Here is a 15,018-nt window from a genome sequence, read left to right on the forward strand (position 1 = left end):
GGAGGAAAGGCCGAGACGATAACCCGCGCTTCTTCTCAAAAGAACGCCAAATGGAGCCGGCGAAGCATCCTGCCCGCTTCGTTGATTTCTCAACCTAACGACTCTCGACAAGATGCTTCGCAAGCTCAGCATGACGTTCTTTTTAGAGGTGCGGGGGCTAATGTATATAGTACTTTCAGTGTATTCTAAGTTCCTCATTCCCAATTTCTAATTCTTCTTGGTAGTATCGCGGCGTATGGCCCCGTTCGCAGCGGCCGTCGAGTCGTTGAGGTGCTGCTCGTGGCGCTTCTGCTCGTCTTTATCCTTCTTCTCCTGCTTGCTGTTCTGGCGGCGCTCCTGCTTCACCTCGCGGCTCACTTTCTCAAACAAATCCTTGAAATTGTTGTAGTCGCGCTGAAAAACCAGCGACGCGCCCGTGAGCACAATGGCTCCGTCGATATCTTCGTAGCTGTTCTGGCGGTAGGCGCGCAGCCGCAGGCGGCCGTCGGCCAGCAGCGTGTATTCGAGGCTGATATCGCCGGCGAAGTTGCTGGCGGCGCTGCTGCCCTGGGTGGCCTGCGTGCCGGTGTTGCCGCTCAGCGGCACGTCGGTGCCCAGGCGCACGGTGAGGCGGTTGTTGAGCAGCTGCCGGCGCACGGCCACGTTGAGGTCGGTGCGGCCCTGGGCCGAGCCGCTGCTGTAGTCGGCCTGGTTGGTCACGCCCAAATCAATTCCCAGTCCGGCCAGGTATTTGCCGGTCAGGTTCTGGAGCTGGTCGGTGAGCACCTGGCTGACCGAGCCGCGCAGCTGGCTGGCCACAATGCCTTCGCCAGCCGTGGTTTCAAACGGATTCTGCTGAATAAAGCGCCCCAGCACCAGCAGCGAAAATACCTGCTTGCTCAGCTCCGAGGTCTGGCTGGGCTGGCGCAGGTTGCCGAGCACGGCCTCCACCTCGGCTCCCACGGGGCTGCTGGTCGAGCTGGCCGGCTGCGTGATATCGAACCCGATAGTAGGCTTGCTAAGCTGGTCAGTTACCTTAATCAGTACGTTGAACGGCATCAGATTGCGCGATACCGTGCTGGCCGTGGGGTCGAGGGTGCCCTGCGCGGCCAGCAGGTCGGCGGGGGCAGCCTTCACGCGGTAAGCGGCCGTCAGGTTGAGGTCGGCGTTGTAGGGGTCGCCGGTCCACACCAGGTACGAGCCGTTGGTAATGGTAAATTCCCTGGTAGCCAGGCCATAGAGCGAGAGCTTGTACTTGCCCCGGCGCACGTCGAGGCGGCCGGTCAGCGTCAGGTTGCCGCTGGGGTCGAGGGTGGTAGTGAGCGTGCCGGCGGCCCGCACGCGCAAGTTGTCGCCACTCACCGGGTCTACGATAATGGTGAAAGGGGTTTTATCGGTTATCGTAATCGTGGCCGTCAGGTCATAGCCAAACGAGCTGGTATTGGCCGAGTCGGGCTCAGCTTCGGCAACCAGGTGGGGCTTGGGTTTGGGCTTGAGGTCCACAAACTGCACGATGCCTTCGCGGGCCACCACGCTGGGGTCGGCGGCGGGGTTTTCCACCGTCAGGTCCGAGCCTTCGTCCACCGTAGCGCGGGTGTCAATCTTAATCAGCGACAGCGGCCCCGTCAGGCGCGTATCCGAATCGGCTACCAGGCGGCCATAGTAGAGCGTATTGGCCTTGCTGCGCTTGCTCTTCACCGCCAGAAACTTAGTAGTTGTTACGTGCAGGTCAAACGCGTAGTCAAGCAGGTTTTTGGTAAGCAGGTAGCCATTGGCCACCGCCTTGTTGCCGGCCGAGTCGAGCACCGTAAAGTTGTTGAAGGCAATGCCTTTATCGTCGAAGGTTACGGGCTGGCTCACTAGCCGGAACGGCGAGCCGAGCTGCGGCACTACGAAGCCCGCATCGGGCGAGGTCGTGAGCTGGCCGCGTACCTGCGGCGCGCTGGTGGTGCCGGCTATCGTCAGCCGCCCGCTCACAAAGCCGGTGCCCTGACTTAGCTGCCCGGCCGAGAACGGCTCGGCCGTTTTCACGTTCAGCCGCGCCACGTCAGCCACGAAGTTGAGCGGTGTGTTGCCGGTGGTCTGGTACGCGCCGTGCACCGTTACGTCGTTGCCGCCGCCCCCGGTGAGGCGGGCATTTACGTCGTAGCGGTCGGCCACGGGGTTGCTGGCCTGCAAAGCCAGGTCGCCCAGGACAATTTTATTATATAGTAAATCCTTAATGGTGAGGTTGGCTGTGAAGGCTTGCTTTTTGGTGCCCAGGCCCCGCGCTACGGCTTCGCCGTTCAGCGTGCCGCCCAGCGTGGAGTCGGCCCGTCCGAGGGCGCGGCTCACGATGCCCAGATTGAACTGCTCGAAGCGCACGGCCAGCGGCGAGGTGTTTACGGCCGGGTCCTGGCTTTGCACTACCAGTGCCGAGCTGCCGTTGCTCAGGCGCAGGGCATTGGCCACAATGGTGCCGTCGGCATTGTAGCGCACGTAATTACCCGCGCCGGCCGTCCATTTGTCGTAGTTGATAATCTGGTCGGGCCCGGCCACAAACTGGTACGCATCGTGGCCGTGCTGCTCCAGCGCCTCCACCGTGCCGGCCAGCGCCAGCCGCTCGCGGTTGCTACTGTCGCCCAGAATGGCCACGCGGGTATTTATCTTATTATCAGCCAGAAAGCCAACTACGCTGGGCCGGCGCAGGGTCAGGCTGGTGTCCTGGCGGGCGCGGGCCAGATGCAGCGCGTAGTCAAGCTTACGCGGGTCCGAACTCACGTCCAGCTTCAGCGAATCGAGCCGGTAGTTGTTATATCTGATAAACCTAATATTTGTCTGAGCTGTGAGGCGGGCGGCGGCGCGACTGTAGTCGCCGGCCAGCGTGAAGGGCGACAGCCGCTTCAGGCCCGCCACGAACTGGGTCAGCAGGCGGGGCTTCTTTACGCGCAGCGAATACGTAAACTGCCGGTTGGCGCTCGGGTCGCGGAACGGCGTCACGCCATCAAGGTGAAAGTAGCGGTTAACGTGCTTTTCCAACTCAGTGGCCAGGTCGCCCAGGTGCACGTTGCCATCGAGCTTCGCCGCCGCCACGTTCGAGTTGAAATCGACTGCCGTGCGGCTGGCGGTTTGCACAATGCTGCCGCGCACCGAGTCGAGCGCAAACGGCTGCTTGTCTTTTACAACCACAATGTGATTGCCGCTGAACGTGCCGTTTATCGTGTTCAGGCTGGAGCCGCGCAGGTTGGCCGCCAGGTCGCCCTTCACCTGCAGGCTGCCGCCGGTATAAAAGCCCAGCGCCGAGAGGTTTACGCCGCGCAGGTTCAGCGAGGTTACTTCGTAGCTGGGGTTTTTGGCGTCGCGCAGGTTCACCACGGCCTTCAGGTCGAGGTCGAGGTTGGGGTCGGAGTGGCTGCTGGCGGCGATGGTGTATTTGCTACGGTCGATATCCACGGCCGTGGTTACGCCGTGGTAGGTATAGCCGTTATATCTTGCGCTTTGAATATTTGCCGTGAGCTTGCCCACCAGCGTGCTCGGGTCTTGCAGGTTGCCGGTGGCATTAATGCGCCCGGTGCCCGTAATGGGGCCCAGCGACGGGTTTTTCAGCAGCTTACCCGCATCAAAGCTTTGCACCGCAAAGGTACCCACCAGCGGCTGCTGGCCATTGGCCTGCCTGGCCCCCAGCTTACCCGAAAAGGCCATGTTGCCATAGGTCGAGCGCAGCTTCAGGTTGGTATCGAAGGCCAGCGTAGTGGGCCGCCCCTTAAAGGTGCCGCTCAGCGCAAGGGTAGGGGGAATACTAATATTATCGGGCACGGTGCCCTTGGGCAGCACGCTCAGCAAGTCGGCCCGCGTAGTGCTGAAGCGCTGAATATCCAGGTCGGTATACAGGCGGCCGTCCACGTTGGGGAGGCCCACGATGTGCGCCCGCCGCGCCTGCACCACCGTATTGCGCAGCCCCACAAAATCAAAGTCCTGAATAGTTAAGTCGCCCAGCCGGCCGCTCACCAGCCCGCTCAACAGCACGCTTTGGTTGGGGCCGGTGGTAAAGGGCGGCGTGCCGGCCAGGCTCGGCACCAGGTACAGCACGTCGCGGAAGCCCAGGCGGGTATTGCGCAAATCGCCGTTCAGGCCCAGGTTGGGCAGGTCTTTCGCGATAGCGCCCAGGCTTTTATAGCGCATGCCCAGGCTGCGCCGGATGCGCGAGTTGGGCGTTATCAAATCGAGGCTGTCGAGCCGAATCTGCACCGAGTCGTACTCCACATTGGCCCGCGCCGAGCTGATGGCGAAGCCGCTCTGGTCCTTGCCCGCCAGGTCGTCAATCTTCACTGTGGTGCGGTTGCCGGTAAAGGTTAAGTCACGGGTATTCAGCACCAAATCCGTGAAGTGCAGGTGGCTGTAGTCGAGTGCCGGATAGCGGCTTTTCAGCTTGGGGTCGTTGAAGTTGTCAAAATTTACCGCCAGCTGGCTGATGTCCGACTGATTGAGCGTGACGCGCCATTTCAGGGGCTCGACGGTGGCCTGCTGCACGGCGGCATCCACTTTGCGCACGGCCTCGGCAGGGTTGATAACGCGCTGCGCCACTGGCACATTCTTGTTCTGGGAATAGGCAAACGTGGTGTTCTTAAGCGTCAGCTTATCCAGGTCGATGTGCTCCTTAATCAGGTCGATGTTCCTGGTTGTCACGTCGGCCAGCCCGATACGGGTGTCGATATACTGCGCCGCCGGGTCGTTCTTGTACGTAAAGCCCACATCCTCCAGCGTGGCCTTATTCAGTCCGAATGTGAGGCTCAGCGGCTTAGTGGGCTGGTTGGCGGCCAGCTGCGGGGCAGTTTTGGTCTGGTCCATGCGGATAAACGAGTGCCGCAGGGCCGCGTTATCCACCTTATAAACCGAGTTATTGACATCTACCTCGTCCATGTTCACGAGCAGGTCGCCGAGCTTGGCCCGCAGGTCGGAGCCGGCCACCTGGTCTTGCTGCGTAAACAGGATATTGCTCAAATGAACCTTGCCGATATCGTACTTCAGGGTCGACTTAGCCGTATCGGCCGGCGTGGCCGGGCTGCTGAAGGCCTTAATAATAAAGTCGTAGTTGTTGACGCTGTCCGGCTCGGTGCGAGTCAGGCGCACGCGGCCATTTTCCAGCTCCACATCTTTGATATTCACCTGCTTGTGCAGCAAGGCAAAAATATCGATGCTCACGCCCAGGTGGCCCACCGAAAGCAGCGTGTCGCGCTGCTGGTCGGCCATATACACATTGTCGAAGTTTATAGCGTGGCGAAAATCGGTGCGAAAAGTGCCGAGGCGCACTTCGGTGTGCAGCTTGTCGCGGAGGTAGCCTTCGGCCCGGCGGGCCACAAAGTCCTGGCCCGATGGAAATTGCAGGTACACTACTATCCCAATCACGGCCAGCAGCACCAGCGCGATTAACCCAAAAATTACGTACAAAAAGCGTCGTAGATAGACTGACACAGGCAGAGAAAAGGTGAGTGAAACCGGACGCGACCCCCGAAACAAACAGAATGCAAGCTTTCCAAACGGAATTTTGTAGGTCGGGGTTGGATTTTGCGCTCCTCAAGCGGGTGCTCTAACGAGTGTTTTAGCCGTGCAAATGGCCCTGCGGCCGTTACTTTGTTTTATGCAGCCTATTTCCGCCACCGATTACCGTCCGCTTATTCGCCAGGCTTTTGCTGAGATGGAAAAAGTGGTGGTGGGGCAGCACGCCCTGGTGAGTCGCTTACTGATTGGGGTGTTTACCGGGGGCATATTCTGCTCGAAGGTGTGCCGGGCCTGGCCAAAACCCTCACCGTTTCGACCCTGGCTCAGGTGCTGCACCTGCATTTTCAGCGCGTGCAGTTTACGCCCGACCTGCTGCCCTCCGACCTTATCGGCACCATGATTTACAACCAGAACCAATCGGTTTTTGAAGTCAAGAAGGGGCCCATCTTCGCTAACCTCGTGCTGGCCGACGAGATAAACCGCTCGCCGGCCAAGGTGCAGAGCGCCCTGCTCGAAGCCATGCAGGAAAACCAGGTCACGATTGGCGACCAGACCTACACGCTCGACCGGCCTTTTTTGGTGCTGGCTACCCAGAACCCCGTGGAGCAGGAGGGGACCTACCCCTTGCCCGAAGCCCAGGTCGACCGCTTCATGCTGAAAGTGCACGTCGATTATCTCAAAAAAGCCGACGAGCTGGAGGTAATGCGGCGCATGGCCAATATGGGCTTTCAGGGCAATGTGCAGCCCGTGCTTACCAGGGAGGATATCTTTGGCATCCGCGACCAGATAAATCAGGTGCAGATTTCGGATACACTCGAAAAGTATCTCATTGAGCTCGTATTCGCCACCCGCCGGCCGGCCGACTACGACCTGCCCGAGTTTGCGCAGGCGGTGCAGTTTGGGGCCAGCCCCCGCGCCAGCATTGCCCTGCACCGCGCTGCCCGCGCCGTAGCCTACCTCGACGGCCGCGACTACGTGCTGCCCGAAGACATTAAAGATGTAGCCGAAGACGTGCTGAATCACCGCATATTAATGACCTATGAAGCGGAGGCCGATGGCATCCGCACGCACGACCTGATTGAGGCAATTCTGCGGAAGGTGCCGATTTCGTAATTCGCTGCTTGCGAGTCTGCTAATGGCTGGCAGTCGGCATTTGCCAGTGGCGGCCCAGCAGCTTCAGCAGCGTGCGCTGCCACGACGGGCATTCGCGGTACGCCATCTCAGCCCGGTGCAGCTGCGCAAGGTTCAGGGCCGTAGCTCGTGCATAAAACTCATCCAGCGACTTGCCGGCGTAGGCGCGGAGCAGCTGCGCCAGCTGCGGGCGGGCGGCTTTCAAATTCCAATAGTGGAGCACATAAGGCGCCGCCTCGCGGATAGGCCCGGTCGTTGCGAGCCACATGCCGAATGCCAGCTGCTCCATCATATGCTTGTTATAAGTAGCATATAGCTGGTCGGCCAGTAGTATTACTTCGTCTGCGCGCGTAGCCGCCGACAGCAAGCCAATTACCCCTGAGTTATATAAGACAGTGTTTTTCGTAACGGTATACTGGGTTTCGCCCACCACAAACGTGTGGTTTTTCAGGTGCCGGTATACTTTTCGGCTCAGCTGGTTGCCAGTGGCCAGCCGCCCTTCGCTAACGTGCATGATGCACTGGCCATTCTCTATATGGGTGAAGAGTGGAGCCGGGTCGGCAAGCCAGATAGTATCGGTATCGACGAAGAGCAGGTTGCCGGGGTAGTGCCGGCCGGCATGACTCAACACGCCCGCTTTCAGCAAATAGACCTTGTTGCTGCTGCCCCGCCAGCTTTGCCATTCGGCCGGGGTCACGTTGGGGTAGATAATACCGGCATGGTCGCCAAATACCTGGTTAAATGAAGCTGGCGAGTCGGTATAAATCAGTAGCTGCGCGGGCTGCTGCGCTACCTTATAATATGAAAGAATGCTATATAATGCCTCTGCCTGAAGCTCTTCGGAGCCGTAAGCCAGGTAGATAATAGAGCATGGAGCGCTGGTCATGATGGCGTAAAAAGGAGGGCACTGTAGCGAAACCTGCAATATAAAAGATGAAGCAGCACTCATATGCCTTGCCAGAGGCCCGACGAATTGTTCTATTGATTTAATATTTTATATATTATAATTTGTTGTATTTGCTATTTCAGTGAACGCCGCGTGTTGAGTCTGGCGCAAGTCACAGTGAGGGTACTGCTCGGCTGGCTCTCCTCGCTTTTGAAGAGGAGCCGGGGTTGAGGTTGTCCGGCTGCACCGCCTACACGAACCGGAGAGCTGCGCTAATCTCAACCTTTGCACGACGTGTTGCGTTAACGGTGAAACTAAAGTTGGTTTCTATCGAAGCCAGCTTTGCCTCTTTTCCACCGAAAACTCTTTTACCATGAAAAAGCTCCTTGTTCTTGCTGCCTTGCTTACAACGGGTGCCTATTCGGCCAGCGCGCAAAGCACTACCACGACTACTACCCGCCAGACCACGACTACCCCAACTACTGTCGCGACGCCGATGCAAGTGATGCCGGCCACGCCATCAAGCAATACCGTGGAGTCGACCACAACCACCGTAAACCCTAACACGACTACGGTAGCTCCTAACACGGTAGTAGTGCCCGGTGCCCGCGTAAAAAGCAACGGCCGTAAGGTAAAAATCAAGTAGTCATAAAAACTACAGACTCCTTTTGCTGAAAGCCCGGCTGCAACTAATTGCAGCCGGGCTTTTTCGTTGTATTCCTTAGCGCAGCGTCCGCTTACACCGGCCGGGCGGCCCGTTCCAGAATATGCCGCATTTGCTCGGCCAGTACCAAGCGGTCAAATTGAGTTATTGCCAGCTTCCGCCCGCGCTGGCCGGCTTCCCGGCGGCTTTCGGTAGCTGCCAGCACCGCTGCCAGCCGCGCCGCTAGTGCCGTCGCATCGCCGGCCGGCGAATACCAGCCGCAGCCGTGCTCGGCCACCAGGGTTTTAGTCCACCCGTTATTCGTGACAATTATCGGCGTACCTACGGCCAGGGCGTCGTAGAGCTTAGCCGGTGAATTGGTATCGAGCACGGGCATATCCAGAAACGATACCACCGCTACCTCAGCCAGCGCAAACCAGCTGAATATAGCGTGCCGTGGCTGCGCGCCCACCAGCCGAATCCGCCCCGGCCAGCGGGCGGCAGCGGCGGCCACCAGGGGCGCATAGTAGCCGTGGCCCAAAAACAGGAATGTGGCTGCCGGGTCGGCAGCCACCAGCTGCTCGGCAGCGGCAATTACCGTCGGCATATCGTTGGCCCGGCCGAAGGTGCCGGCATAAAGCACTACGTTTTGGCCTTGCAGGCCCTGGGCCCGGCGCAGGGCAGCTACCGCTGCCGGGGTGGCCCGGGCAGCCAGGTCGAGGTCGGTGCCATTGAGTAAGGTAGTGATTTTGCTTTCCGCAATGCCTAAGCCGGCGACATAAGCACTCATATCGGGCGAGAGCGGCACAATATGCGCCGCGCTTTCGTAGAGCCGCTTTTCCAGCGCAAATAGTTGGCGCCGGGCCAGGGCAGTTGGCACGGCCCCCATGGCAATCGGAAAAGAGGGCCACAGGTCCTGCACCTCAAACACCCACGGCACCTGCCAGCGGCGAGCCACGCGGGCGGCCGCCCAGGCCGCCGTCAGCGGAGTGCTGATGCCCCAAACTACGTCGGGCCGGTCGATGCGCCGCCCGGCCCGCACCGCCCAGGCTGCATATTGCGCAAAAGCCAGCGCCCGGCGAGCCGGCCCCATCTTGTTTTCATACGGAATCGCCGCTTCGCGTAACTCTATCCCCGGCGGTACCCAGGCGAACTCCTGCGTCAGCTGCTGGCTTCGCCAGGCCGGCGTAGTCAGCAGCGTCAGCCGATGATGCTTGGCCAGCTCAGCCAGCAGCGTGTAGTGCCGACTGGTGGCCGGGCAGTCGGGGCTGGTATGGTACTGGCTGAAAACAGCGATGTGCATGGTACCTGATTAAGCAGGAAGAACAAGAACGGATAGCCGGTAAGCCTATAGTACCGGCTACCCGTTCTTGTGCCTCCTTACTTTTTGGGCCGGTAATGCGAGTCGTTGAGCAGACGCTGCGCATCTTTTTGCGCCATAAGCTGGGGCAGCGTCACATCGGAGTGCTCACTCATGTACTTGCGTATTATCTGCAAGCCCACCCACTGGCCCACGCGGCCGGGGCAGGTGCGGTCTATCTCGGGCACATTAGGCCGCTCCCCTACGTACTTCTGAATCACGAACGGCGTAGTCGTGTACAGCAGGTTATTCTCCAGAAAATGCCCCCAGATGCGGGCTTCGTTAAACTTAACATTTTTCAGCTCTTTGCCCGTAAAGCCGATGAGCAGCGAGTCGGGGGTGCAGGGCAGCATCTGGCCGGCAAAATAGAGGCGCTTGCCCTGGTCTACCATCTGGTCGAGCATCGACGTAGCCGTGAGCTGATGGCGGTTGTACTTGCTCGATACGGCCAGCGCCAGCGTGGGCAGCACGTAGGCCGGCCGGTAGCGCCGCAGCATATAGCCGGGCAGGTCGGGCCGGTAGCTGGCCTGGGGGCCGGCAAACCAGTCGAGGCTGATTACCAGCAGACTGTCGTTTACATAGATGTCCTTGCCCATTAGCCCGCTTACGTACGTAGCGGCTACGGCCGGCGCTTTAAAATCGGGAAAATAATACTTCACCCGCCCAAAAAGCGCCCCCAACTCACGGTGCAGCCCGGCCGAATCGGCAAACGCGGCCGCGGTTTGCTGGCTCAGCTTCTGCAAAGCCGGGTTGGTAGCCAGCTGCGCCAAAGCCTTGGCCAGCGTATCGATCGGGGCCTGCCCGGCCTGCAGATAATAGCGAGCAAAAACGGGATTAGCCCGGATAAACTGCAACCCTTCGGCCGGATTTTTAATCTGGAAGAAAGGCCGTTCGAGGTGGCGCAGGACCACCGGGGCGGCCGGGGCATTGCTGGCCGGGTCGGGGCGGCAGCCACCTTCCGGGTCGCGCTGGCAACCGGCCAGCATTGCCCCGGCCACCAGCGCCAGGCTCATGATAAAAGCAGATACTTTCAAGCTGTAGCTATTTTTGCGTAAAAATACACCCTTCTAGTGCCCGTCTGCGTTTAGGACCACCAACCTTTACTATTCTTATTCATGAAGAAAATTCTGCTCACTGCGGCGGCGATGGCGCTCACTTCTACTGCCTTCGCTCAGGTCGAAATTGGCCTGAAAGTATCGCCTTCTATCTCCTACTTCCGAACCAGCTCCCCATCCAGCACCTCTTTCCAAAGCGAGAGCAGCAAGTTTAGCTTTGGGGGCGGGGTATTTCTGGATTACTTCTTCGGCGAAAACTATGCCTTTAATACCGGTTTGTTTCTGACCGGTAAAGGGGGTACGTTCTCTTATCTGGAAAATGGTCTGGCCGTGCCACCAACTCCTGCCGCACGGGTCAGCCAAAAAATTGCTATTCAATACCTGGAGATACCCCTGACGCTTAAGCTGTTTACCAACGAAGTGGCCCCGGCTACCAGAGTGTTTTTCCAGGTAGGCGGCTCGGTGGGCTTTCCGGTTTCAACGCGCGTCAATGGGGATAAATTCTATACCGACCCCTATAATGGCAATGCCCAAACTGATGCTTCGGCCCACGTTTTCCCGGTCGATGCCGGGCTGATTGGTGGCCTCGGGCTTGAGTATCAACTGGGCAAAAGCACCAAAGTGCTCACCGGCCTCAGCTACCACCACGGCTTGGTCAACCTCGACCACTACTTTGAGCGCACCCGGGGCTTTAGCGATGTTACTATTAAAAACAGCGTTTTTGCCCTGGACCTGGGGTTGAAATTCTAAAACGCGGATTAGTCAGATTGAGCGGATTTTGTTGGCGAAGCTGTTTCGCGCAGCTTCCTGACTACCTCCGGTATAGCGAAAATAAAGCGGGCCGCCCATCGGGTGGCCCGCTTTATTTTCGCTAAGACTGTGGCAATCGGCTACAAAATCCGCTTAATCCGACTAATCCGCTCAATCCGCAGTTCAGACATCCTCCACTACTACTTCCCGGTCCTGCGCCCTGGCCATGGCGCCGGCCGCCGAGTGCAGCTCAATCTGCTCGCCGTGCTCGTCCTCGATACGGAAGTCGGTGAGCCCCAAAGCAGTATCTTTCATTACCTTCACCCACTTGTAGTATTTCAAATACCACTTCATCTGGCGGCTTACCAGGCCTTTGGTATAGTAAGCATGCAGGAAAGGGTGCACATACAGCGTAATGCCCGCCTGGTTTTGATTCACCAGCAGGTCGTCGATGCTATTGTCAATCTCGTCGGTTACCTGAATGGAGGCCGAAATCTTGCCGGTGCCGCCGCAGGTTGGGCACACCTCGCCGGTGATGATGGTTTCGGCCGGCCGCACCCGCTGCCGGGTTATCTGCATCAGGCCAAACTTGGTAATGGGCAGGATGGTGAACTTGGCTTTATCCTGCTTCATGATGTTGTACACCGCGTCCTCCACCTTTTTGCGGCTCTCAGCGGCCCGCATGTCGATAAAGTCTACCACGATGATGCCCCCCATGTCGCGCAGGCGCAGCTGCCGGGCCACTTCTTTAGCGGCCAGCAGGTTAATCATGAGCGCAGTGGCCTCCTGGTCGTTCTCCTGGTTGCTCTTCGAGCCCGAGTTTACGTCTACCACGTGGAGCGCCTCGGTGTGCTCTATCACGAGGTAGCCGCCGCCGGGCACACTCACCGTTTTACCAAACAGCGTCTTAAGCTGTTTCTCAATGCCCAGGTGCTCAAATACTTTAACTTTGGTGTTGTGCAGCTTTACCAGCCCCACGCGGTCGGGCGCTATTTTATGCACATACTCCTTCATCTCCTCAAAGCGGGCCGGCGTATCCACCACAATCGAGTCGAACGACTCATTGAGCATGTCGCGCAGCATAGAGGAAGTGCGACCCAGCTCCCCCAGCATTTTATCGCGGGGCTGGCCTTTGCGCAGGTTGGTATAGAGCGTTTCCCAGTTTTCGACCATGCTTTGCATGTCGCGGTCGAGCTCGGCCACCTCGTGCCCTTCGGCCACGGTACGAATGATTACCCCAAATCCCTCGGGCTTAATGCTGGCAATGAGGCGCTTAAGCCGGTCGCGCTCAGCCTTGCTCACTATTTTCTTCGACACCGAGATGCTGTTCGTAAACGGCATCAGCACGAGGTAGCGGCCGGCCATCGAAATATCGGTGCTCACGCGTGGCCCTTTCGTCGAAATCGGCTCTTTGACTACCTGCACGAGCAGGTTCTGGCCTTTTTTGAACACGCTGTCGGCCTTGCCCACTTTTTCCAGCGGAGCTTCGAGCTTAAAATTTTCCAGGCCCGAAGTCTGGGTCTGGTGCTTCAGCACGCTACCTACCCATTTAGTAAGGGAAGGAAATTGCTCGCCTAAGTCGCCGTAGTGCAGAAAGGCATCTTTTTCGGAGCCAATATCCACAAAAGCCGCGTTCAGGCCGGGCATTACCTTGCGCACGGTCCCCAGGAAGATGTCACCTACCGCATAGTTAGTGTCGTTGCGGTCGAAGTGATACTCAATCAGCCGCTTATCCTGGAGCAAGGCAATGCGCTCCCCCTCGGGAGTAGAGTTGATAATTAATTCATTGCTCAACGTAGTAAGTTGGTTAAAGTAGCCTGCCCGGCCCCGAAGGCTGGAGTGGATTGCCCCGAAACTGGCAAAAGGGAAGCCAGGACCAGTAGTGTCCCAGCTTCCCTCGCGAGCCACGGCTACTGCCCAAAGTAGGCAGTCCGGCACACCACGGTAGTCGTCCGCGTGGCGGAGGCTACGTGAGAGATAGGCAGGCAATGGCTGCTTACGCAACGCACCGCCTGCCTCTTACTCCGCACTAAGTCAGAAGATTACTTCTTCTTGTGGCGGTTCTTGCGCAGGCGCTTCTTACGCTTGTGGGTGGCAATCTTATGGCGTTTACGTTTCTTACCGCAGGGCATTGTCGTGATGAGTTAAAGGGTAGATATGAGTAGTTGCTGATTTTCTGTTCCTGGTTTGGGGGCGTAAAAGTAACGCATCCGCACCGAGTTACCCGAAAACAGGGTTAGTTTCTTAGTTTGGCCAGCTCCTCATCAACCGAAGCGGCCAGGGCCGGGTCAGCGCTGAGGCTCTTGGCTTTTTGGAAGGCAGCCCGGGCTTCGGTGCCCCGATTGGTACGGGCCAGCACTACACCCAGGTAAAACTGGCCATTTACATTTTTGGGATTTACTTGCACCAGCTGCGAAAAGCGTTCTACGGCCTTATCGAGCTGATTACTCTGAATAGCCAGGATACCCAGATTATACAGTACTTTTTCGTTTCTGGGGTCCTGTTCGAGCACCTCCCGCAGCAGTCCAATCCCCTTTACGGGGTTGTCGCTACTCATGTAGGCCATGCCCAGGTTGGTTTTGGCATCCAGGTTGTCCGGGTTGGCCGCCAATACCTTATCGTACAGCTCCCGCGCCTTGTCGCCCAGCATCTTCTTGCGCTCGGCCGATGCCGCGAAGCTATATGCCTGAAAGTAGGCGTCGGCCGCCTGCTGCCAGGCTTTCTCGCTGGGCTGGGTTGCCGCCACCGCCGCCAGGTAATAGCCGGCACTATCAAACCGCTCTACGGCCGAGTAGCGGGCCGCCAAAGTAGCAGCCACCTGCTGGCGGCTACCAGCTGAAGCAGCTCGGTACTGCGCCAGCAGCGTGTTCAGCTCCTGCCGCTGGGCGGCAGTTGCCTGCGTATGTGGCGCATTGGCCGCGGGGGCAGCTTCGCCCGCAACGCTGCCGGTTTCGGCCGGGCGCGGGCCCGACGACGCATCAGCTTTCGAGCCGCTGGTAGCCATGCCACCCCCGTCACGGTTGGCGGTGCGGGCCGCATCCCGATTTAGCGCAGATTTACCTTCCTTGGGCTTTACAATGCCCTTGGGAAGGGCATACAGCCCGCCAGCCAGCGCCAGGGCACCGGCCAGCAGCAGCAGTTGGTGCGTACGGGTTGAGGAAATGGAGGCCATTAGAAAAAGTGGCAGACCCGGTAAACGATGAGGTGATAAGGAGGGAACCCGTGACTAGCCTTGCAGCTGGCCCGTCCGCCCTTATCACCTCATCACTTCACTACCGAAAACTTGTTATAAACTAAGCTTTTGCCTTTTTGGGGCCTTTGGCAGCCTTGGGGGCTTTGGCCGAAACTTCACCAGTGATTTTCTTGCTGCCTTTGATTTTGGCAACGAAGGTTTTGCTCGGCTTGAAGCTGGGGATAAAGTGCTCGTCGATGATGAGCGAGGTGTTCTTCGAGATGTTACGAGCTACTTTGCGAGCACGCTTTTTGTTTACGAACGAGCCGAAGCCACGCACGTAAATGTTGTGGCCTTCGGTCATCGAATCCTTCACCACTTTGAAGAATGCTTCGACGGTCGTCAGCACATCGGCTTTCTCAATGCCGGTTTTTTGCGAGATTTCGGAAATTACCTCAGCTTTGGTCACGTTGGTAAGGGGGGGTACTAGAAGTGAAAAAAAATCGGGCGAATAATTAACCGTTTTCGACGTAATTCCTTGCCCGGTAGGAGGTTTGTCATTGG

Annotated in this window: 9 protein-coding genes and 1 pseudogene; 3 read left to right on the forward strand and 7 right to left on the reverse strand. The window is 58.3% G+C overall.

Translation table 11 applies throughout. The annotated features are described in order from the left end of the window. Positions 1 to 207: 207 nt before the first annotated feature. Positions 208 to 5,430 (reverse strand): translocation/assembly module TamB domain-containing protein, encoded by a 5,223-nt coding sequence (locus F6X24_RS08040; RefSeq protein WP_151087512.1) that lies wholly within the window; start codon positions 5,428 to 5,430, stop codon positions 208 to 210. Positions 5,431 to 5,596: 166 nt separating this feature from the next. On the opposite strand from F6X24_RS08040, the pseudogene F6X24_RS08045 reads away from it, so the two are divergent. Beyond that, positions 5,597 to 6,570 (forward strand): annotated as a pseudogene (locus tag F6X24_RS08045) (AAA family ATPase). A gap of 19 nt (positions 6,571 to 6,589) precedes the next feature. Here F6X24_RS08045 and F6X24_RS08050 read toward each other — a convergent pair. Then, complete coding sequence (locus F6X24_RS08050; RefSeq protein ID WP_151087513.1) at positions 6,590 to 7,474, reverse strand: HAD family hydrolase; 885 nt, start codon at positions 7,472 to 7,474, stop codon at positions 6,590 to 6,592. A 373-nt stretch (positions 7,475 to 7,847) separates the two neighbouring features. Here F6X24_RS08050 and F6X24_RS08055 point away from each other — a divergent pair, with 373 nt between their 5' ends. Further along, entirely contained in the window at positions 7,848 to 8,120 is a 273-nt protein-coding gene (locus tag F6X24_RS08055) for a hypothetical protein (RefSeq protein ID WP_151087514.1), read from the forward strand. A gap of 91 nt (positions 8,121 to 8,211) precedes the next feature. On the opposite strand, the gene F6X24_RS08060 is transcribed toward F6X24_RS08055, so the two are convergent. After that, entirely contained in the window at positions 8,212 to 9,420 is a 1,209-nt protein-coding gene (locus F6X24_RS08060; protein ID WP_151087515.1) for a glycosyltransferase family 4 protein, read from the reverse strand. A gap of 77 nt (positions 9,421 to 9,497) precedes the next feature. After that, positions 9,498 to 10,490, reverse strand: a complete 993-nt coding sequence (locus F6X24_RS08065; RefSeq protein ID WP_449405071.1) for a gliding motility protein GldB-related protein — start codon at positions 10,488 to 10,490, stop codon at positions 9,498 to 9,500. 102 nt (positions 10,491 to 10,592) lie between these two features. Here F6X24_RS08065 and F6X24_RS08070 point away from each other — a divergent pair, with 102 nt between their 5' ends. Further along, positions 10,593 to 11,282: a porin family protein gene (locus tag F6X24_RS08070; RefSeq protein WP_151087517.1), complete on the forward strand. Its 690-nt coding sequence runs from the start codon at positions 10,593 to 10,595 to the stop codon at positions 11,280 to 11,282. Positions 11,283 to 11,465: 183 nt separating this feature from the next. Here the strand turns inward: F6X24_RS08070 and F6X24_RS08075 are convergent, their stop codons facing one another. From F6X24_RS08075 to F6X24_RS08085, 3 genes are all read right to left on the reverse strand, one after another. Continuing rightward, complete coding sequence (locus F6X24_RS08075) at positions 11,466 to 13,076, reverse strand: Rne/Rng family ribonuclease (RefSeq protein ID WP_151087518.1); 1,611 nt, start codon at positions 13,074 to 13,076, stop codon at positions 11,466 to 11,468. 442 nt (positions 13,077 to 13,518) lie between these two features. Next, positions 13,519 to 14,454 carry a tetratricopeptide repeat protein gene (locus F6X24_RS08080; RefSeq protein ID WP_151087519.1) on the reverse strand — a complete coding sequence of 312 codons (936 nt, stop codon included), beginning with the start codon at positions 14,452 to 14,454 and terminating at the stop codon, positions 13,519 to 13,521. Between the two features lie 121 nt (positions 14,455 to 14,575). Beyond that, a complete protein-coding gene (locus F6X24_RS08085) occupies positions 14,576 to 14,923 on the reverse strand; it encodes an HU family DNA-binding protein (RefSeq protein WP_151089553.1) in 348 nt (115 codons plus the stop codon). Positions 14,924 to 15,018 lie beyond the last annotated feature (95 nt).

It is taken from the genome of Hymenobacter baengnokdamensis, assembly GCF_008728635.1.
GTDB lineage: Bacteria > Bacteroidota > Bacteroidia > Cytophagales > Hymenobacteraceae > Hymenobacter > Hymenobacter baengnokdamensis.